Annotated in this window: 15 protein-coding genes and 1 tRNA gene; 7 read left to right on the forward strand and 9 right to left on the reverse strand. The window is 64.7% G+C overall.

The genetic code is table 11. From position 1 onward, the window contains the following. Nucleotides 1-8 precede the first annotated feature (8 nt). From EN853_RS25630 to EN853_RS25645, 4 genes are read right to left on the reverse strand one after another with little or no spacing between them, the layout of a single operon-like run. The gene (locus EN853_RS25630) at nucleotides 9-785 is read right to left on the reverse strand and encodes an enoyl-CoA hydratase/isomerase family protein (RefSeq protein ID WP_127859243.1); all 777 of its coding nucleotides are present in this window, start codon (nucleotides 783-785) and stop codon (nucleotides 9-11) included. After that, complete coding sequence (locus tag EN853_RS25635; protein WP_127859242.1) at nucleotides 778-2,379, reverse strand: acyl CoA:acetate/3-ketoacid CoA transferase; 1,602 nt, start codon at nucleotides 2,377-2,379, stop codon at nucleotides 778-780. Before EN853_RS25635 ends, EN853_RS25630 begins: the two co-directional genes overlap by 8 nt. Continuing rightward, entirely contained in the window at nucleotides 2,376-3,392 is a 1,017-nt protein-coding gene (locus tag EN853_RS25640; RefSeq protein ID WP_127859241.1) for a Gfo/Idh/MocA family oxidoreductase, read from the reverse strand. The genes EN853_RS25635 and EN853_RS25640 overlap by 4 nt, the downstream gene beginning before the upstream one ends. Further along, entirely contained in the window at nucleotides 3,389-4,441 is a 1,053-nt protein-coding gene (locus EN853_RS25645) for a LacI family DNA-binding transcriptional regulator (protein ID WP_127859240.1), read from the reverse strand. The genes EN853_RS25640 and EN853_RS25645 overlap by 4 nt, the downstream gene beginning before the upstream one ends. 233 nt (nucleotides 4,442-4,674) lie before the next feature. Here EN853_RS25645 and EN853_RS25650 point away from each other — a divergent pair, with 233 nt between their 5' ends. Further along, nucleotides 4,675-5,829, forward strand: coding sequence for a dihydrodipicolinate synthase family protein (locus EN853_RS25650; protein WP_127859239.1), 1,155 nt, complete (start codon nucleotides 4,675-4,677; stop codon nucleotides 5,827-5,829). A 132-nt stretch (nucleotides 5,830-5,961) separates the two neighbouring features. After that, nucleotides 5,962-6,165, forward strand: coding sequence for a hypothetical protein (locus EN853_RS25655; protein WP_127859238.1), 204 nt, complete (start codon nucleotides 5,962-5,964; stop codon nucleotides 6,163-6,165). An 84-nt stretch (nucleotides 6,166-6,249) separates the two neighbouring features. On the opposite strand, the gene EN853_RS25660 is transcribed toward EN853_RS25655, so the two are convergent. Together EN853_RS25660 and EN853_RS25665 are read right to left on the reverse strand one after the other, a co-directional pair. After that, nucleotides 6,250-6,324, reverse strand: a tRNA-Val gene (locus tag EN853_RS25660). Between the two features lie 115 nt (nucleotides 6,325-6,439). Next, entirely contained in the window at nucleotides 6,440-6,802 is a 363-nt protein-coding gene (locus tag EN853_RS25665) for a response regulator (RefSeq protein ID WP_006199474.1), read from the reverse strand. A gap of 166 nt (nucleotides 6,803-6,968) precedes the next feature. Here EN853_RS25665 and EN853_RS25670 point away from each other — a divergent pair, with 166 nt between their 5' ends. Further along, on the forward strand, nucleotides 6,969-7,910 hold the full coding sequence (locus EN853_RS25670) for an N-formylglutamate amidohydrolase (protein WP_127859237.1): 942 nt from the start codon (nucleotides 6,969-6,971) through the stop codon (nucleotides 7,908-7,910). Nucleotides 7,911-8,049: 139 nt separating this feature from the next. On the opposite strand, the gene EN853_RS25675 is transcribed toward EN853_RS25670, so the two are convergent. Further along, a complete protein-coding gene (locus EN853_RS25675) occupies nucleotides 8,050-8,238 on the reverse strand; it encodes a hypothetical protein (RefSeq protein ID WP_127859236.1) in 189 nt (62 codons plus the stop codon). Here EN853_RS25675 and hisN point away from each other — a divergent pair. Next, nucleotides 8,216-8,989, forward strand: coding sequence for a histidinol-phosphatase (hisN, locus tag EN853_RS25680; protein WP_127859235.1), 774 nt, complete (start codon nucleotides 8,216-8,218; stop codon nucleotides 8,987-8,989). The genes EN853_RS25675 and hisN overlap by 23 nt on opposite strands. 43 nt (nucleotides 8,990-9,032) lie before the next feature. On the opposite strand, the gene EN853_RS25685 is transcribed toward hisN, so the two are convergent. After that, the gene (locus tag EN853_RS25685; RefSeq protein ID WP_127859234.1) at nucleotides 9,033-9,989 is read right to left on the reverse strand and encodes an alpha/beta hydrolase; all 957 of its coding nucleotides are present in this window, start codon (nucleotides 9,987-9,989) and stop codon (nucleotides 9,033-9,035) included. Between the two features lie 459 nt (nucleotides 9,990-10,448). On the opposite strand from EN853_RS25685, the gene EN853_RS25690 reads away from it, so the two are divergent. Then, entirely contained in the window at nucleotides 10,449-10,916 is a 468-nt protein-coding gene (locus EN853_RS25690; protein WP_127859233.1) for an Hsp20 family protein, read from the forward strand. Nucleotides 10,917-10,984: 68 nt separating this feature from the next. Here the strand turns inward: EN853_RS25690 and EN853_RS25695 are convergent, their stop codons facing one another. Further along, nucleotides 10,985-12,040 carry a low specificity L-threonine aldolase gene (locus EN853_RS25695; protein WP_127859232.1) on the reverse strand — a complete coding sequence of 352 codons (1,056 nt, stop codon included), beginning with the start codon at nucleotides 12,038-12,040 and terminating at the stop codon, nucleotides 10,985-10,987. 495 nt (nucleotides 12,041-12,535) lie between these two features. On the opposite strand from EN853_RS25695, the gene gltB reads away from it, so the two are divergent. Continuing rightward, complete coding sequence (gene gltB / locus EN853_RS25700) at nucleotides 12,536-17,257, forward strand: glutamate synthase large subunit (protein ID WP_127859231.1); 4,722 nt, start codon at nucleotides 12,536-12,538, stop codon at nucleotides 17,255-17,257. A 142-nt stretch (nucleotides 17,258-17,399) separates the two neighbouring features. Beyond that, nucleotides 17,400-18,854 (forward strand): glutamate synthase subunit beta, encoded by a 1,455-nt coding sequence (locus EN853_RS25705; RefSeq protein WP_127859230.1) that lies wholly within the window; start codon nucleotides 17,400-17,402, stop codon nucleotides 18,852-18,854. Nucleotides 18,855-19,012: the final 158 nt, after the last annotated feature.

Raw genomic sequence — 19,012 nt, forward strand, 5'->3', positions numbered from 1 at the left:
TGCTTTCTCTAGGATCTCGAAAAGGCCGGCTTCCGCTTGGCCTTGAAGGCGTCGACGCCGGCCTTGAGGTCGCCGGTCAACGCAATGAAGCCGCTGGCGAGCGCGTCGGTCGCGGCGGCGTCTTCCTCGCCTTCGGCAATGCCGATCATCAGCTTGGCGGTTTCAGTCGCGAGCGGGCCCCGCTCGGCGATCTTTTCGCCCCAGGCCCTTGCTTCATCGTATGCCTTGCCGGTCTCGACGACGCGGTCGACCACGCCGAGAGCAAGCGCGTCGTCTGCCAGCAAAACCTCGCCACCGATGGCCATGCGGCGCACCGCCTGCGCGCCGAAACGGCGCACGGCGCGCTGTGTGCCGGACCAGCCGGGCACGACACCGATCGACGTCTCTGGAAAGCCGAGCTTGATCTGGGTTTCGGCGACGCGGAAATCGCAGGCCGCGGCCAGTTCCAGTCCGCCGCCCAGCGCATGGCCGGAGAGCACGGCGATGGTCGGCTGCCGAAGCCGCGCCAGCCGATCGAAGACGCGGTGGCCGTAGCGGACCCATTGCACCTGGAAATCGGCGGCGCTCAATTGGGCCCAGGCCTCGACGTCGCCGCCGGCGCAGAAGCCCTTGCCTTCGCCGCGGATGAGCACGACGCGAACGCCCTCGGCCAGTTCCGCCTCGTCAAGCGCCGCTTCGAGCGCGCGCAGCATCGGGATGTCGAGCGCGTTGAATTTTTCCGGCCGCCGCAGGGTGACGACGCCGATCGCGCCGTCCTTTTCGAAAGTGACGAGACGCTCAGCCATGCGCGCCTCCAAGTGAGGCGCCGCCGTTGAGCGACAGGCCGATCGGCCTGTCGTGGTAGAGCGCGTCCGGTGTCACCTTGATGTCGTTGGCGACGGCGAGCGGGATCTCGGCCTGCGCCAGCACGTCGCGGTCTAGATCGATGCCGGGTGCCAACTCCGTGACCATCAGGCCGTCGGGCGTCAGCTTCATCACGCAGCGCTCGGTGACATAGGTGATGTCCTGGCCCTGCGCGACGGCGCGCTTGCCCGAGAAGGAGATGTGCTCGACCTCCTCGACAACCTTTTTCACCTTGCCTTCCTGGTCGATGCGGATGCCGCCTTCGGCCAGCGAGAGCTTGGCGCCGGCGTTGAAGAAGCCGGAGAAGACGATCTTCTTCGCCCGCGCGGTGATGTCGACGAAGCCGCCGGCGCCGGCGGTGACATGCGGCCGCGCCGAAAGCTTCGAGACGTTGACCGAGCCGTGGCGGTCGATCTGCAGGAAGGAAAGCAGCGAGGCGTCGAAGCCGCCGGCCTGGAAATAGATGAACTGATGCGGCGAGGGCATGATCGCCTCGGCGTTGGAGGCGCAGCCGAACTTGAAGTCGAGCAGCGGCACACCGCCGACCGCGCCCTGCTCGATCACCCAGGTGACCTTGCCGTGTTGGCCTTCCTCGAGAAGGATGCGCGGCACGTTGGCCGAGATGCCGAAGCCGATGTTGACGGCCATGCCGTCGCGCAATTCCATGGCGACGCGGCGGGCGATCACCTTCTGGATGTTCATCTCCGGCGTGCGGAAGGTGGACAGCGGCCGGAAGATCTCGCCGGAGATCGCCGGGTCGTAAGGCGTCTGTGTCGTCTGCAACTGGTCGGGCGCCACCACGATATGGTCGACCAGCACCCCGGGCACGCGCACATCGTGCGGCTTCAGCGTGCCGTTCTCGACGACGCGCTTCACCTGCGCGATAACGATGCCGCCATTGTTGCGGGCAGCCAAGGCCTGTTCCAGGCCGCCGAGATAGGCGCCCTCATGCTCGTAGGTGAGGTTGCCGCGCTCGTCGGAGGAAGTCGCGCGGATGATCGAGATGTTGGGCACGATGGCGCGGAAATAGAGCCACTCCTCACCGTCGAACTGCTCAACCGAAACGATCGGCTCGCTGGCGGCGGCGTTCATGGCGCAGCCCTGGTGGCGCGGGTCGGCGAAAGTGTCGAGGCCGACCTTGGTCAGCACGCCCGGCCGCTTGGCGGCAGCCTCGCGATGCATGTCGAACAGGATGCCGGAGGGCACGTTATAGGCAGCGACCGAATTGTCGCCGATCATCTTCCAGATCTGCGGCGGCTCGGCGGAGGAGGGGCCGGAGGGGTAGGAGCCGCAGAGCGTGCGCTTCAGCAGGCCCGGCTTCGCCAGATGGTCGATGCCCTTGATGCCGTACATGTCGCCGGCCGCGATCGGGTGCAGCGTGGTGATCGCCTTCGGATGGCCCTCCGCGTCGAAGCGCTCGCCGATCGCGGCAAGCACGGCGTCGGGGCAGCCGAGGCCGCTCGACGACGACACCGAGACGACCACGCCGTCCCTGATCAGGCTGGCGGCATGGGCCGCCGAGACGAGCTTGCTCACGCGAGGCTCCCGAGTTGTGGATCGATGGTCACGGCCCTGCCGGTCTTCGACGATTGCAGCGCGGCCTCGGCAGATGCCAGCGACCAGATGCCGTCCTCGCCGGTGGCGGAAGGCCGGCCTTCGCCGCGAATCGCTGCATGGAACTGGCGCAGCGAGCGGGTGTAGAGATCCTCTCGGTCGAAGCTCAGTTCTTCTTCACCCGCGGCGGTGCGCAGCAGCACGGACCCGACCGGCTTCTGCGTCATCACATTGGTAGCGATGAGCGAGCCTTCCGTTCCATGCACCTCGAAGCCGGTGCCGGCGAATTTGGTGGTGAAGCCTTCGTGCGATTGCGCGATGGCACCCGACTTGAAGCGCCAGATGCACATGGCGCCGTCCTCCAGCCCGCCGCCGGCCATACCGGCCGACTGCGTGAAGGCGGAGATCTCGACCGGATCGTCGCCGAGCACGAAGCGCAGCGTGTCGGCGTCATGCACGGTGATGTCGAGCACCACGCCGCCGCCGGCTTCGGGCCTGGTGATGCGCCAGCCCTGCAGGTTCTCCGGCAGGTAGACGGAATGGAACACGCGCGCCGCGACCGGCTTGCCGATGCGGCCGGCGGCGATCGCCTCCCGCATCGCCCGGTGCGCGCCGGCATTGCGCAGATGGTGGTTGGTGCCGAACACGATGCCGGCGTCGCCGGCCGCCGCAACCATCTTGCGGGCATCGGCACTGGTCAGCGCCAGCGGCTTCTCGCACAGCACATGCTTGCCAGCCTTGATCGCGGCGAGCCCCTGTTCGAGGTGCAATTCATTGGTGGTCGAGATGTAGACCGCGTCAATGTCATCGCTAAGCAGCGCGTCGAGCGTCGAGACGCCGGCCGGAATGCCGTTTTCCCGGGCATAGGCTTCGGCGCGTTCCGCGCTGGAGCTCATCACGGCGGCGACCTCGCCGTCGCCTTGAGCGCGGATGGCGTTGGTCATGAACTGCTTGGCGATCGTGCTCGCGCCGATCAGGCCCCATCTCACGCTCATGCCGCGTCTCCCATTCCGGCGCCGTGCCTGTTGCGATCCGGGCCGCAGCTTTCCCTGACCACGAGGCTGACCGCGCCGACATGGTCCTCGGCGCGCGTGGTTCGCGACTGGATCATCTTCAGCATCACGTGGGCGGCGCGTTCGCCGAGGCCCGCGGTGTCGACGGCGACGCTGGTCAGTGCAGGGATGTAGTGCTCGGCCTCGACCACATCGTCGAAGCCGACCACCGCGAAATCCGATCCCGCCTCGAGACCGCGCTTGCGCAATGCCAGCATGACGCCGAAGGCGACGGCATCGTTGAAGCAAAGGGCTGCCGTCGGCGGTTCGGGGGCGGCGAGGGCCGTCTCCAGGCATGCCATACCGCCCTTGCGACTGGTCTCGCCCTCGACGATGGTCCGGTATGCGGCAGCTATGCCAAGGCTTTCGCAGGCTTCAAGGAAGCCGCCCAGCCTGTCGTGATAGACCACCAGGTCGGACGAGCCGCCGAAGAAGGCCAGCCGGCGATGCCCCTTGGCGATCAGATGCTGGGTGGCGAGGTACGCGCCACGATGGTTGTCGGGGGCGATCGCCGGGATCCGGCTCTCGGGCAGCCGGCGCATGGCGAAGACCACCGGCACGCCCGCTGCTTCGATGCGCCGGAAGGCGCCGGGCGTGGTGCCGCGCGCCGGCGAGACGATCAGGCCGGCGACGCCCTGCTCCATCAGCGACTTCAGCACCTCCTCCTGGCGGACCGGATTTTCTGCCGTGTTGGCGATGAAGGGGACGATGCCGGCGGCCTGGAAGACACGCTCCATGCCGACCGCGAGTTCCGCGAAGAAGGGATTGGTGAGATCGTTGATCACCATGCCGATGACGTTGGAATGCGCCTTGCGCAGGTTGGCGGCGCCACGGTTGTAGACATAGCCGACATCCTCGATCGCCTTGCGCACCTTGACCGCGGTCTCGGGCCGGATCAGCCCGCTGCCTTGCAGCACGAGCGATACCGTTGATTTGGACACGCCGGCCTCGCGGGCAATGTCCAGGATCGTTGCCTTGGCCCGGCTGGCCATATCCGTGCTTTCCTCCGCGTCCGGCGCTCAAATCTATTGGAACGTTCTAAACATTGCATCAAACAGGAGTCAACCAGGATTCTCGTGGAATAGGAAAAATTGATCGCTGATCCTCAAATTGTAAGGGGTTTGTCGCTGCGGTGCGGTATTGAATCGCTTCAGGTGCCGGAATCATAAAGGTCCTTGATTTATTGGAACGTTCCATTTATAGGCTGCCGCAAAAGGAGAGCTCCATGGACATCATCCTGCCTGCGGAGAATGGCGAGCGTGTCGGCTATCGGCTGGTCGGCCAACCGGTGCAGCCTGTCATCGGCGCGGATTTTCCGCGCGTCGCCTATGCCGCCGCCCATGTCGTCGCCAACCCCTTCGCCATGACCGATCCCTGGTCTCAGGCTGCGGTCGACTGGGACAAGACCATGGCGTTTCGCCATCATCTGTGGCGGCTCGGCTTCCGCATCGCCGAAGCGATGGACACCTCGCAACGCGGCATGGGTTTCGACTGGGCAAGCGCCAGGGACCTGATCCGCCGCTCGATCGCCGAGGCGCGGACAGTGAACGGTGCCGATCTCGCTTCGGGCGCCGGCACCGACCATTTGGCGCCGGCGGCGGCAAGGACGGTGGACGACGTGATCTATGCCTATGAGGAGCAGTTCGCCTTCATCGAAGGCGAGGGCGGCAAGGCGATCATGATGGCGAGCCGTGCGCTGGCGGCGGTGGCCAAAGGGCCGGACGACTATGCCCGCGTCTACGACCGCATCCTGTCGCAGGCCTCCGGCAAGGTGATCCTGCACTGGCTGGGCGACATGTTCGACCCGGCGCTCAAGGGCTATTGGGGCAGCCGGGATTTCGAGCCGGCGCTCGACACGGTCGTCGCGATCATCGAACGCCACGCCAGCAAGGTCGAAGGGATAAAGATATCGCTGCTGGACGCCGGCAAGGAGGTCACGCTGCGCGACCGCCTACCCGAGGGCGTCATCATGTTCACCGGCGACGACTTCAACTATCCCGAACTGATCGCCGGCGACGGCAGGCGGCATTCGCACGCGCTGCTCGGCATCTTCGACGCCATCGCGCCGGTGGCGAACGCCGCGCTGGCCAGGCTCGGCGTGGGCGACCGGGCCGGCTATGACGCGCTGATGACGCCGACCGTGCCGCTGTCGCGCAAGATCTTCGAGGCCCCGACCGAATATTACAAGGCCGGCATCGTCTTCATGGCCTGGCTGAACGGCCACCAGGATCATTTCGCCATGGTCGGCGGCATGCAGTCGGCGCGCGGCATCTGCCATTACGCCGACGTATTTCGCCTCGCCGATCAGGCAGGATTGCTGGCCCACCCCGAACTCGCCGTCGCCAGGATGAAAGCCCTCTGCGCGGTCGCAGGTGTCTGACTGGACACGCCTTGCGACTCCTGCAGCCGGTGCTTGAGCGGCCGGCAAAAAATCTCTCGTTCCCTTTGAACCATTCCGCGCGAGGCGCGACCAAGCGCTGCGTCAAGAAACGAGGTTCAAGGAGAACGCCTCATGCTCAGTATTTCAAGATATGTCCTTGTCGCGGCAATGGCGGTTTCGGCCCTGGCCGGCTGCAAGACCGCAACCACGAGGGATTGCGACAATCTCAAGCCTAACGTCACCTATCACTGCAAGTGCTGCGGTACGGGTGCGCCCTGCCATCAAGGCAAGGGCGGCGGCAATCCTGGTCATTCGCCCGATCCGACGCCGCAATGATTCAATAAGGGAGTGGGGCAGTAGGGGGATTCGCGGCAGCGAAGCCCGAGTGCCCACTGCCGTATCGCCTTAGATTTGAAAGGATGGTGGGCGTGACAAGGATTGAACTTGTGACCCCTGCAATGTCAATGCAGTGCTCTCCCGCTGAGCTACACGCCCATCCGAAGCCGCGCATACACCATTTTTGGTCCGACGCGTCAATAGCAGGAACAAGAAAAGAAAGCTCCGTTTTGCCGCACCGACGACATGCGCCGATGCCTGGATGAAAGACCGCTCAGGCTGCCTGCAGCATCTTCTCGACCTCGTTGACGAGGTCGCGCAGATGGAACGGTTTCGACAGCACCTTGGCGTCCTTGGGCGCCTTGGAATCGGGATTGAGCGCGACGGCGGCGAAGCCGGTGATGAACATCACCTTTAGGTCCGGATCAATTTCGGTGGCGCGGCGGGCAAGCTCGATGCCGTCCATCTCGGGCATGACGATGTCGGTCAGAAGCAGCGAGAAAGGCTCCTCGCGCAGCCGCTCATAGGCGCTGGCGCCGTTGTCGAAATCGCTTACCTGGTAGCCGGCCCGTTCCAGCGCCTTGACGAGGAACCGGCGCATATCGTCGTCGTCTTCCGCCAGCAGAATGCGTGCCATCTTGTCCCGTCCGAATCACCCGCCCCAAGCCTGCCGCCGGGCAAAGCCGTTAACCATCCTGTATATGAGGAAGAGACGGTAAACATCAAGTGAACGTTGGTCTGGTGGCTGCCACTTCGCGCAGCCGTTTCACGGGGGCTGAAATGCTGGACATGCCGGGCGCAAGATGGCAGTTTTGCATCATGATGCAGTGCTGTTTCCTGGTTCGTTCAAATTGAAGACGGCAGCCGAGGATTTTTCGGTCGTACCACCCTTCGAAATCCGATCGGGCGCCGAGCAACGCGTCCCTTTCCTGTTCAATTCGCCGCATAGCGGCCGCTACTATCCCGAGCGCTTCCTGGCCATGGCGCGGCTCGACCGCAACGCCATACGCCGGTCCGAGGATTGCTATGTCGACGAGCTTTTTGGCGGTGCCGTCGCGCTCGGCGCGCCGATGCTGGCGGCGAATTTTCCGCGCGCCTATCTCGACGTCAACCGCGAGCCGTGGGAGCTCGATCCGCGCATGTTCGCGGAGCCGGTGCCGTCCTTCTGCAACATCCGTTCTGCCCGCGTCGCGGGCGGGCTTGGGACCGTGCCGAAACTGGTGGGAGAGGGGCTCGACATCTATCCTGGACGACTGCCGCTCTCCGAGGCCGTGGGACGCATAGAAGCCGTCTACAAACCGTATCACGAGACGCTGAAGCGGCTCTTGACCAGGACCCATGCCAGGTTCGGCTATGCCGTGCTGATCGACTGCCATTCGATGCCGGCCAGCATCCGTATCGGCGACAACGGCACGCGGCCGGATTTCATCATCGGCGACCGCTTCGGCATTTCCGCGACCGCCGCTCTCACCGAGACGGCGATCGGCCTGCTAACGGGCATGGGCTACGCGGTCGCGCACAACAAGCCATATGCTGGCGGCTTCATCACTGAGCATTACGGGCGGCCGGCGCGCCATCTCCATGCGCTGCAGATCGAGGTCAATCGCGGGCTCTACATGAACGAACGGACGTTCCAGAAGTCGGCCGGCTTCGACGCGCTGGCCGATGACCTGACGCGGTTTTCGGCCGATCTGATGTCCATGCCCGACCATCATTTCGTCGATCTGCCGCTCGCCGCGGAATGACGGCCACGCTGCGGTTCGCGGCCCAAAAAAAGACCGCATCGCTTTCACGACACGGTCGAAGTCTAGGGAGGAAACGCCCAAGGAGGGCATGGACAGGATAAGCTGTCCGAGAACAAAACTATTGTGCGATGCACAAATGTCAATCGACTTCGGGGATTTTTAATTCAATATGATGTGGAAATTCCGTTTCGAAGCCTGCGGTGTGACTTTGAGGCAACAGGAACGGGGCGTCTGACCCTGCTTCACGCCTCTGTTCCGGCGGAAAACAGCGGCTGCCGATGGCCGCCGCAATGGGGAGAATGAGTTTGGATATCAGCATCGATTTCATGCGGCGCATCGCGCGTGCCGCCGCCGCAGAGACCTTGCCGCGCTTCCGCAGCCAGGGCGCGGTGGCCAACAAGCAGGCGGAAAGCTTCGATCCGGTGACGGAGGCCGACCGTGAGGCCGAGCGGGCGATCCGGGCGCTCATTTCGGCGGAATACCCCGGTCACGGCATTCTGGGCGAAGAGCATGGCAGCGAGAATATTTCGAGCCGGCATGTCTGGGTCATCGACCCGATCGACGGCACACGCGCCTTCATTTCCGGCCTGCCGGTCTGGGGAACGCTGGTCGGGCTGACGGTCGACGGCGACGCCGTCGCCGGCCTGATGTCGCAACCCTTCACCGGCGAGCTGTTCTACGCCAATGCCTCCGGATCGCATTACGAAGGTCCGGGCGGCCCGCGCAAACTCACGACCCGCAAGACGACGGAGCTTTCGCAGGCGACGTTGTTCACCACCACGCCGGCGCTGTTCAAGGGCGAGGCGCGCAACCGCTACGACGCGTTTGAGAAACAGGTACAGCTCGCCCGCTACGGCACCGACTGCTACGCCTTCGCGATGGTCGCCGCGGGAAGCGTCGACATCGTCGCCGATCCCGGCTTGAAGCCCTACGACATCGTGGCGCTGATTCCGATCATCGAGAAGGCGGGCGGTGTCGTCACCACCTTCGAGGGCGGTCCGGCGGAAAAGGGCGGCGACATACTGGCGGCGGCGACACCGGAACTGCACGCCGCGGCGATGGCGGCGCTGCGCGGCTGATCCGCAGCGCCCTGACAGTCGTTGTGGTCAGGGGGTGTCGTGATCAGGGAGTGTCGTCGGTTCCCGGAACAAAAGCATCGAAGGCCGCGAGGAACTGCTCGCGGTAGAGGTCCTTCTCCTGCAGGATCTCGTGATGCGCGCCGTCGATCATCAGCAGCGATCCGACGCGCAGCCGCCTGGCGTAAGCCTCCACCTGCTTGGTCGAGACGACCTGGTCGGCGCCGGCGGCGACAATCAGCATCGGCACCTTGATCCCAGCCATGAAGTCGGGATCGCTGACCGCCTCGGAGGCCTCGGCGGCTGCTTTCAGCCAGCGGATGGTCGGGCCGCCGAGCGCGAGCTGCGGCCAGGCCTTATAGATGTCCGTGTTGCGCCGGTAGCGCTCCGGATCCGAGGTCACCTTGTTGGCCTCGAAGGGCGTCGGCAATTTCGGCCGCGGCCCCAGGGCCGCATAGAGGCGGCCGAGTCCCAAGGCGCAGAACACCGCGCAGACGCGCCGGACCGTGGTTATCGAAACCGGCAGGTCGGGCACGGCCAGGAAGGGCGCTATCAGGACCATACGCCGCACCCGGTTGACCATCGATGGCGAGGAAAGCAGTGCGATCACCGCCCCGGTCGAATGGGCGAGGATGTAGTAGGGGCCGCGGCAATCCGGCAGCACGATCTCCTCGAAAAACTGCTCAAGGTCGCGGGTATAGTCGCGGAAGCTGCGGACATAGCCGCGCTGCCTGTTGCGCAGCAGGCGGCTGGAATCGCCCTGGCCGCGCCAGTCGAAGGTGGCGACGCCGAAGCCGCGGTCGGCGAGATTGCGGATGGTCTCGAAATATTTCTCGATGCACTCGTTACGGCCGGTGAGCAGCACCACCGTACCCTGCAGCGGGCGGGAGACCGCGGCGAAGACGCCGTAGCGGATCTTCTTGCCGTCGCTGGTGGTGAAAAAGCCGCCGGCGGCATGCTCAGGCCACGGATTGCCTTCGGTGTAGTGGAAAAGGTCCGTCATCCGGCGCTTCGCTGAGTGTTCTTTTGCCCGAACGGGCCAGGCGTTGCCAAGGTGATAGACGGCCATTTGGCAAAAGCAAAGGCATTCCGGAAATTGCGCGGTCTCCTGAAACGGGGAAGGCCGGAAGCGCCTGCGGCGTGCTTCCGGCCTCTGTCGACCCGGGAGGAAGGGACGTTGCACCCGGTTCGGCCTCGTCGCGGCGCACCGATCGGCGCCGCATGTCCGTATTCTTGGCTGCAGCCTAGCGGGGCCAGGCTGAACGGATGCCGAAGCTCCGGTTCATCTGGCGTTCATCGGGAAGCGAACTTGATGGTGGGAAGTTCTTGAAATGGCCTGTTGCGCTTCCCAAATGGAAGTTGCGGCCGCCGATGTCGGGGCCGCTGGCCTATCCGGGACGCCTTTCGAGGGTTTCGCACCCGGGCCATACGCAAATCATGTTGCTCAATAGGAGAACACACCATGCGTCACGTTGATTTTTCCCCGCTTTATCGTTCGACCGTCGGCTTCGACCGGCTGTTCACCATGCTCGATACGCTCGGCCAGCCCGAGAGCGCGCAGACCTATCCGCCCTACAATATCGAGCGCACCGGCGAGAACGCCTACCGCATCTCGATGGCGGTTGCCGGCTTCTCGGAAGACGAGATCTCGATCGAGGCGCACCGCAATGTGCTGACCGTCAAGGGTGAGCGCAAGGAAGATGGCAATGGCGAGGGTTCCGAGCTGCTCTATCGCGGCATTGCCTCGCGAGCTTTTGAGCGCCGCTTCCAGCTCGCCGACCATGTCGAGGTCGAGGGCGCCACGCTGAAGAACGGCCTGCTCTTCGTCGACCTCAAGCGCAACATTCCCGAGGAGCTCAAGCCGCGCAAGATCGCGATCACCTCGTCTTCGGACAAGGCCAGGCAGATCGAGGCCAAGGCTGCCGCGTAACCCGCGGGCTCCAATCGATACGTCTCCCTCCCGAGACGAAAGCGGCGCCGAGAGGCGCCGCTTTTTTGTCAGCGTCCGGCGAGCAGGGCGCCGAGGCGATCGATCTCCTCGGTCGTGGTCGCGAAGCTGGCGACGAAACGGTAAATCGCTTCATTGTCGCCGAGGTGGCCGTCAAAGCCCTGCGGGACGCCCCATTCATAGAATTTGGCGCCGGCGGCCTGCAGCCTTTCGGCGACGGCGCGGTCAAGGATAGCGAACACTTCGTTGGCCTGCGGCAGCCAGGCGAGCCTACCCGCCGGCGCGTCCTCGATCGTCTCGGCCAGATGTGCGGCCATCGCATTGGCATGGTGCGCCATCCTCAGCCACAGGTCATCGTTGAGATAGGCTTCGAACTGGGCCGAGATGAAGCGCGCCTTGGAAAAAGTCTGCGCGGCGCGCTGGCGAAGCAGGCGCAGGTCGCCGCCGACATCGGGGTTCAGGACCACTACCGCGTCGGCCATCCAGCAGCCGTTCTTGGTGGCGCCGAAGGAGATGAGGTCGACGCCGCTCTTCCAGGTCATTTCAGCAGGAGTGACGCCAGTTGCCGCGATCGCATTGGCGAAGCGCGCGCCGTCCATATGCAGCGGCAGTTTGTGCCCGCGGCTGACCTCTGCAATCGCCTTGACGTCGTCGACGGTGTAGACCGTGCCAACCTCGGTTGCCTGCGTGATCGTCACGGCCATCGGCTGGCCGGCAGGCGCGAGGTCCTGCGAAAAGCGTTTGATGGCCTTGTCCAGGGCATGCGGGTTGATGCGCCCCAGGGGGCCACGAACAGGCGCCATGCGCGCGCCGCCGGTGTAGAAACCCGCCGCGCCGAATTCATCGACATTCATATGCGCTTCTGAATGGCAAAGCGCGATGCCCCCGATGCGGTTCAGCGCCGCCATCGAGAGCGCGTTGGCTGCCGTGCCGGTCGCGACGAAGAAGACTTGAACGTCCCGTTCGAAGATCTCGCTGAAGCGGCGGTATACAGCCCGGTCCAGGTCGCCGTCGCCATAGGCGGTCGCGATGCCGGTCGCGTGCCGGGACAGGTTGGTCGATATGTCGGGATGGACGCCCGCCCAGTTGTCGGATGCAAAGAACATCGAGAGGTCCGTATGGTGATTGCCGAAAGCGGGCGCGACTTGACTGCTTCGGCGCCCGAAGCGCAAGGGCCAATCCTTGGCAAAGCGGTGAAGCCAGTCGGCGGCCATATCTGGCTGCGACCGAAGCTTACGTTTCTCGATCTCGTCACGAAATTTTGTGTCGCGGGGTGGCCAAGATTTTTGTGAATCGGTCTTGTGCCAGCTCCTGAATTCTGTCATATAAAATTTAGGACAGTAGTGCTGTCTTATTTTGTCGCACAAAACAGGCTGGACTGGCGTATCATCGCTGCCATTCCGGCCATTGTCGCGAGCGGCGGGTAGACGGCTCCGCTCTGGCCTGTACGATACCGGATGCGAACCGGGCGTATGGCCGCATGGTTCGGCAAGAATTTCGCGAGACGTGCAGCAAGGATCAAGGGGAAGCGTTGTGCTTCCCAAGGCAAACCAGCGCCCCAAGCCAAAGCAGCGACAGGGCGCGGAACGGAGGACAGGACGATGACGGAACTGACGCCATCTGCGATCAACGGCCAGGCCGCGCAGACGAAAGCGGCAGCCGTCAAAACGTTGGCCCGCACCGCCACCGGTCCGACCGCCCAAGGGCTCTACGATCCGCGCAACGAGCATGACGCCTGCGGCGTCGGCTTCATCGCCAACATGAAGGGCGTGAAGTCGCACCAGATCGTCGAGGACGGCCTGGCGATGCTGGAAAACCTCACCCATCGCGGCGCCGTCGGCGCCGACCCGCTGGTCGGCGACGGCGCCGGTGTGCTGGCGCAGATTCCGGATCGCTTCTTCCGCGAGGAGATGGCGGCCAAGGGCGTCGAACTGCCGCCCGCCGGCCAGTACGGCGTCGGCCACTGGTTCATGCCGCAGGACGCAGCGCTTCGCGCCCATATCGAGGACATCATCGCCGAATCGGCGCAATCGGAAGGGCTGCCGCTCATCGGCTTCCGCGATGTGCCGGTCGACAATTCGTCGCTGTCGAAGGCGCCCGACATCGTCGCCTCCGAGCCATTCCACCGCCAGGTGTTCATCGGCCGCACGCCCGATATCACCGATGACGAGGAGTATGAGGCCAGGCTCTACCTGCTGCGCAAGGTGATCTCGGGCCGCATCTACGCCGAGAACGACAACAAGGACATCGGCGCCTATTGCGTGTCGCTGTCGGCGCGCACCATCGTCTACAAGGGCATGTTCCTCGCCTATCAGGTGGGCGCCTACTACAGGGACCTGTCAGACCCGCGCTTCGAGACCGCGCTGATCCTGGTCCACCAGCGCTTTTCGACCAACACCTTCCCGTCGTGGAAGCTGGCCCATCCCTACCGCATGGTCGCGCATAACGGCGAGATCAACACCGTGCGCGGCAACAACAACTGGATGGCGGCGCGCCAGGCCTCGGTCGATTCCGAACTGTTCGGCAACAACATCTCGAAGCTGTGGCCGATCTCCTATGAAGGCCAGTCCGACACCGCGTGCTTCGACAATGCGCTCGAGTTCCTGTTCCAGGGCGGCTACAGCCTGAGCCACGCCATGATGATGCTGATCCCGGAAGCCTGGGCCGGCAACAAGCTCATGGATCAGGACCGCAAGGCTTTCTACGAGTACCACGCCGCGCTGATGGAGCCGTGGGATGGACCCGCGGCGGTCGTCTTCACCGATGGACGCCAGATCGGCGCGACGCTCGACCGCAACGGCCTGCGCCCAGCGCGCTACATCGTCACCGACGACGACCGCGTGATCATGGCCTCCGAGGCCGGCGTGCTGCAGGTGCCGGAGGAAAAGATCGTGCAGAAGTGGCGGCTGCAGCCCGGCCGCATGCTTTTGATCGACCTTGCCAAGGGCCGCATCATCTCCGACGAGGAAATCAAGTCGGAGATCGCGACCAGGCACCCCTACAAGACCTGGCTCGCCAACACGCAGCTTATCCTGGAAGATCTGAAGCCGGTCGAACCGCGCGCGCTGCGCAAGGATGTCAGCCTGCTCGACCGCCAGCAGGCCTTCGGCTACACGCAGGAAGACACCAAGCTCCTGATGGCGCCGATGGCCACCACCGGCCAGGAAGCGGTCGGCTCGATGGGTACAGACACGCCGATCTCGGCGATGTCGGACAAGTCGAAGCTGCTCTACACCTATTTCAAGCAGAACTTCGCCCAAGTCACCAACCCGCCGATCGATCCGATCCGCGAGGAACTGGTGATGAGCCTGGTGTCCTTCATCGGGCCGCGGCCGAACATCTTCGACCTGGTCGGCACGTCGCGCCGCAAGCGGCTCGAGGTGCGCCAGCCGATCCTGACCAATGGCGATCTCGAGAAGATCCGCTCCATCGGCCATACGGAGGATCGTTTCGACACCAAGACGATCGACATCACCTATGGCTCCAACGAGGGCGCTGCCGGCATGCAGGGCGCCATCGACCGGCTGTGCGAGCGGGCCGAGGCGGCGGTCGCCGGCGGCTACAACATCATCATCCTTTCCGACCGCCAGGTCGGGCCGGACCGGATCGCCATTCCCGTGCTTCTCGCCACCGCGGCGGTGCACCATCACTTGATCCGCAAGGGGCTGCGCACCGCGGTCGGGCTGGTCGTGGAATCCGGCGAGCCGCGCGAGGTGCACCATTTCTGCTGCCTCGCCGGCTATGGCGCCGAGGCGATCAATCCGTATCTTGCCTTCGACACGCTGCTCGACATGCACAAGCGCGGCGAGCTGCCGGAAGAGGTCGACGCATACGAAGTCGTCTCCCGCTACATCAAGTCGATCGGCAAGGGCATTCTCAAGGTGATGTCCAAGATGGGCATCTCGACCTATCAGTCCTACTGCGGCGCGCAGATTTTCGACGCCATCGGGCTGAAGTCAGACTTCGTCGAGAAGTACTTCACCGGCACCGCGACGCTAATCGAAGGCGTCGGCCTGGACGAGGTCGCTACCGAGACGCTCAGCCGCCACACCGACGCCTTCGGCAACGACCCGGTGCTGCGCAACAACCTCGAGGTCGGCGGCGAATACATGTTCCGCATGCGCGGCGAGGCGCATATGTGGTCGCCCGACGCGGTCGCCACCTTGCAGCATGCCGTGCGCCAGGGCTCCTGGGACACGTTCAAGGAGTATTCGGCGCAGATCGACAGCGCGACCGCGCGCGCCCAGACCATCCGCGGCCTGTTCAAGATCAAGCTGGCGGAGGAGACCGGCCGCAAGAAGGTCGCGCTCGACGACGTCATGCCGGCGGCCGAGATCGTCAAGCGCTTCTCGACCGGAGCGATGTCGTTCGGCTCGATCTCCAGGGAAGCGCACACCACGCTGGCGCGCGCCATGAACGCGATCGGCGGCAAGTCGAACACCGGTGAGGGCGGCGAAGAGGCCGACCGCTATCTGCCGCTGCCCGGCGGCGGCAAGAATCCGGAACGCTCGGCGATCAAGCAGGTCGCTTCCGGGCGGTTCGGCGTCACGGCGGAATATCTGGTCAATTCCGACGTCATGCAGATAAAGGTGGCGCAAGGCGCCAAGCCCGGCGAAGGCGGCCAGCTGCCCGGACACAAGGTCGATGCCACCATCGCCAAGGTCAGGCACTCGACCCCTGGCGTCGGCCTGATCTCGCCGCCGCCGCATCACGACATCTATTCGATCGAGGATCTGGCGCAGCTGATCTACGACCTGAAGAACGTCAATCCGGCGGCCGACGTTTCGGTTAAGCTGGTGTCGGAGGTCGGTGTCGGCACGGTCGCGGCGGGCGTCGCCAAGGCGCGCGCCGACCACATCACCATCTCCGGCTATGACGGCGGCACCGGCGCCTCGCCGCTGACCTCGCTCAAGCATGCCGGCAGCCCATGGGAAATGGGCTTGGCCGAAACGCACCAGACGCTGGTTCTCAACGGCCTGCGCTCTCGCGTTGCGCTGCAGGTCGACGGCGGCCTGCGCACCGGGCGCGACGTCATCATCGGCGCGCTGCTCGGCGCCGACGAGTTCGGCTTCTCGACCGCGCCGCTGATCGCGGCCGGCTGCATCATGATGCGCAAGTGCCACCTGAACACCTGTCCGGTCGGCGTGGCGACGCAGGACCCGGTGCTGCGCAAACGCTTCAAGGGCACGCCCGAGCACGTCATCAACTTCTTCTTCTACGTGGCGGAAGAGGTGCGCGCGCTGCTCGCCGAGATGGGCTTCACCCATCTCGATCAGATCATCGGCGATACTGACCTGCTGGAAAAGCGCGACGTCATCCAGCACTGGAAGGCGCGCGGGCTCGACTTCTCGAAGATGTTCTTCAAGCCGGATGCGCCGCACGAGGCGCTGCACTGGACCGAACGGCAGAAGCATCCGATCGACGACGTGCTCGACCGCAAGCTGATCGAGCTGGCGAAGCCGGCGCTCGAAGCCAAGCAGCCGGTCACCATCGAGCTACCGATCCGCAATGTCGATCGCTCGGCCGGCGCGATGCTGTCGGGCGAAGTGGCCAAGCGCTTCAAGCACAAGGGGCTGCGCGAGGACACGATCAGCGTCAAGCTCACCGGCACGGCCGGCCAGTCGTTCGGCGCGTTCCTGGCGCGCGGCATCTCGTTCGACCTGGTCGGTGCCGGCAACGACTATGTCGGCAAGGGTCTGTCGGGGGGCCGCATCGTCATCCGCCCGCCGGAAGAGGCCAAGATCGTCGCTGCCGACTCGATCATCGTCGGCAACACGGTGCTCTACGGCGCGACCGAGGGCGAGGCCTATTTCGCCGGCGTCGCCGGCGAGCGTTTTGCCGTGCGCAATTCCGGCGTGGCGGCGGTCGTCGAAGGCGTCGGCGATCATGGCTGCGAATACATGACCGGCGGCATCGTTGTCGTCATCGGCAAAACGGGGCGCAACTTCGCCGCCGGCATGTCGGGCGGCGTCGCCTATGTGCTGGACGAGAAGGGCGATTTCGCCGAGCGCTGCAACATGGCGATGGTCGAGCTGGAGCCGGTTCCGGAAGAGGACGACCTGATGGAGAAGCTGCTTCATCACGGCGGCGACCTCGACCACAAGGGCCGCGTCGACGTCTCCGGCGACATGACCAGCCACGATGAGGAGCGGCTCTACCAGCTGATCTCGAACCACGTCCATTACACGGGTTCGGTGCGCGGCCGCGAGATCCTCGACAACTGGCAGAGCTTCCGGCCGAAATTCCGGAAAATCATGCCGGTCGAGTATCGCCGCGCGCTGATCGAGATGGAACGCATGCGCATGAGCGTGGCGGCGGAATAGGCTTCGGGCACGGCCGGGGAGATGGTCTCCGGCCGCCATCCTCACCAACAATCCTGACCCCGGACTGCGGTTGCCATGGCGGCCTTATGGGGTTAACGGGTGCGCCGACAAAAGCGCGCCTTCGGACAGCAGGGACTGGACTATGGGCAAGGTAACAGGGTTTCTCGAAATCGACCGGCAGGTGCACAAGTACCAGCCGGCCTCCGACCGCATCCGGCATTTCCGCGAGTTCACGCTGCCGATGTCGGACAAGGAAGTCGAGAAACAGGCCGCGCGCTGCATGGATTGCGGCATCCCGTTCTGCCATGGGCCGACCGGCTGCCCAATCCACAACCAGATCCCGGACTGGAACGACCTCGTCTACAATGGCGACTGGGACAGCGCGATCCGCAACCTGCACTCGACCAACAATTTCCCCGAGTTCACCGGCCGCATCTGCCCGGCGCCTTGCGAGGAAGCCTGCACGCTGAACCTCGAGGACATTCCGGTCGCCATCAAGACGGTCGAGCAGGCGATCGCCGACAAGGCCTACGAGACCGGCCATATCCGGCCCTATCCGCCGGAGAGGAAGACCGGCAAGCGGGTCGCCGTAATCGGCTCCGGGCCGGCCGGCATGGCGGCCGCCCAGCAGCTCGGCCGTGCCGGCCATGACGTGCATGTCTACGAGCGCGAGAGCCGGCCGGGCGGACTGATGCGCTACGGCATTCCCGATTTCAAGATCGAGAAGCATTACATCGATCGCCGTATCGAGCAGATGCAGGGCGAGGGCGTGACCTTCCATTGCGGCGTCAATGTCGGCGTCGACAAGAAGGTTGCGGAACTGCTCGCCGAACACGACGCGGTGCTCTATTGCGGCGGCTCCGAAACGCCGCGTCCGGCCAACATTCCGGGCGACGATCTCGGTGGCGTCTACGACGCCATGCCCTATCTGGTGCAGCAGAACCGCCGCGTCGGCGGCGAGCCGATCCAATCGGTGGCCTGGCCTTCGCATCCGATCATCGCCAGCGGCCAGCATGTAGTCGTGGTCGGCGGCGGCGACACCGCCTCCGACTGCATCGGCACCGCCTTCCGGCAGGGCGCGGTGCGTGTGACGCAGCTCGACATCCGCCCGCAGCCGCCGGAGAAGGAAGACAAGCTTGCCGTCTGGCCGTACTGGGCGACGAAGATGCGCACCTCGTCCTCGCAGGCCGAAGGCGCGGAACGCGAGTTCCAGGTGGCGACGCTTGAGTTCATCGGCGAGGACGGCCAACTGACCGGCGTCCGCTGCTGCGAGGTCGACGAGAAGCGCAAGCCGATCGCCGGCACAGAGTTCGTCATCCGCGCCGATCTCGCCTTCATCGCCATCGGCTTTGCCGGTCCGGCGGGTGACAGCATGATGAAGGAGCTCGACGGCGAGATAAAGGTGGTCACCGACAGCCGCCGCTCGAAGAACGTCGAGGCCAACGACCGCGACTACAAGACCAGCGTCGACAGGCTCTACGCGGCGGGTGACGTTCGCCGCGGCCAGTCGCTGGTGGTGTGGGCGATCCGCGAGGGGCGTCAAGCGGCGCGCTCGATCGACGAGGCGCTGATGGGGTCAACCGTCCTGCCTCGTTAGAGCGTTTGAGCGATTCATAGAATCGCCGAACCGTAAGAGGGGCAAAAGTCGCGGCGGTCAGGCTGCGGAGCGGCTGCTGACGATGTTGGGCAGGTATGGGACGTGAGGGGCGTTGGTGATTTCGAGGCGGGCGCCGAGGTAGTCCCAGAAGGAAAGCC

Source organism: Mesorhizobium sp. M1C.F.Ca.ET.210.01.1.1 (assembly GCF_004791585.1).
GTDB lineage: Bacteria > Pseudomonadota > Alphaproteobacteria > Rhizobiales > Rhizobiaceae > Mesorhizobium.

What these genes read in the sequence shown, in the direction of transcription:
- gltB (WP_127859231.1), top strand. Translation starts at nt 12,536, where the DNA reads ATGACGGAACTGACGCCATCTGCGATCAACGGCCAGGCCGCGCAGACG.
- EN853_RS25670 (WP_127859237.1), top strand. Translation starts at nt 6,969, where the DNA reads ATGGCAGTTTTGCATCATGATGCAGTGCTGTTTCCTGGTTCGTTCAAA.
- EN853_RS25655 (WP_127859238.1), top strand. Translation starts at nt 5,962, where the DNA reads ATGCTCAGTATTTCAAGATATGTCCTTGTCGCGGCAATGGCGGTTTCG.
- EN853_RS25685 (WP_127859234.1), bottom strand. Translation starts at nt 9,989, where the DNA reads ATGACGGACCTTTTCCACTACACCGAAGGCAATCCGTGGCCTGAGCAT.
- EN853_RS25705 (WP_127859230.1), top strand. Translation starts at nt 17,400, where the DNA reads ATGGGCAAGGTAACAGGGTTTCTCGAAATCGACCGGCAGGTGCACAAG.
- EN853_RS25645 (WP_127859240.1), bottom strand. Translation starts at nt 4,441, where the DNA reads ATGGCCAGCCGGGCCAAGGCAACGATCCTGGACATTGCCCGCGAGGCC.
- EN853_RS25675 (WP_127859236.1), bottom strand. Translation starts at nt 8,238, where the DNA reads ATGAAATCGATGCTGATATCCAAACTCATTCTCCCCATTGCGGCGGCC.
- EN853_RS25630 (WP_127859243.1), bottom strand. Translation starts at nt 785, where the DNA reads ATGGCTGAGCGTCTCGTCACTTTCGAAAAGGACGGCGCGATCGGCGTC.
- EN853_RS25690 (WP_127859233.1), top strand. Translation starts at nt 10,449, where the DNA reads ATGCGTCACGTTGATTTTTCCCCGCTTTATCGTTCGACCGTCGGCTTC.
- EN853_RS25695 (WP_127859232.1), bottom strand. Translation starts at nt 12,040, where the DNA reads ATGTTCTTTGCATCCGACAACTGGGCGGGCGTCCATCCCGACATATCG.
- EN853_RS25665 (WP_006199474.1), bottom strand. Translation starts at nt 6,802, where the DNA reads ATGGCACGCATTCTGCTGGCGGAAGACGACGACGATATGCGCCGGTTC.
- EN853_RS25650 (WP_127859239.1), top strand. Translation starts at nt 4,675, where the DNA reads ATGGACATCATCCTGCCTGCGGAGAATGGCGAGCGTGTCGGCTATCGG.
- EN853_RS25640 (WP_127859241.1), bottom strand. Translation starts at nt 3,392, where the DNA reads ATGAGCGTGAGATGGGGCCTGATCGGCGCGAGCACGATCGCCAAGCAG.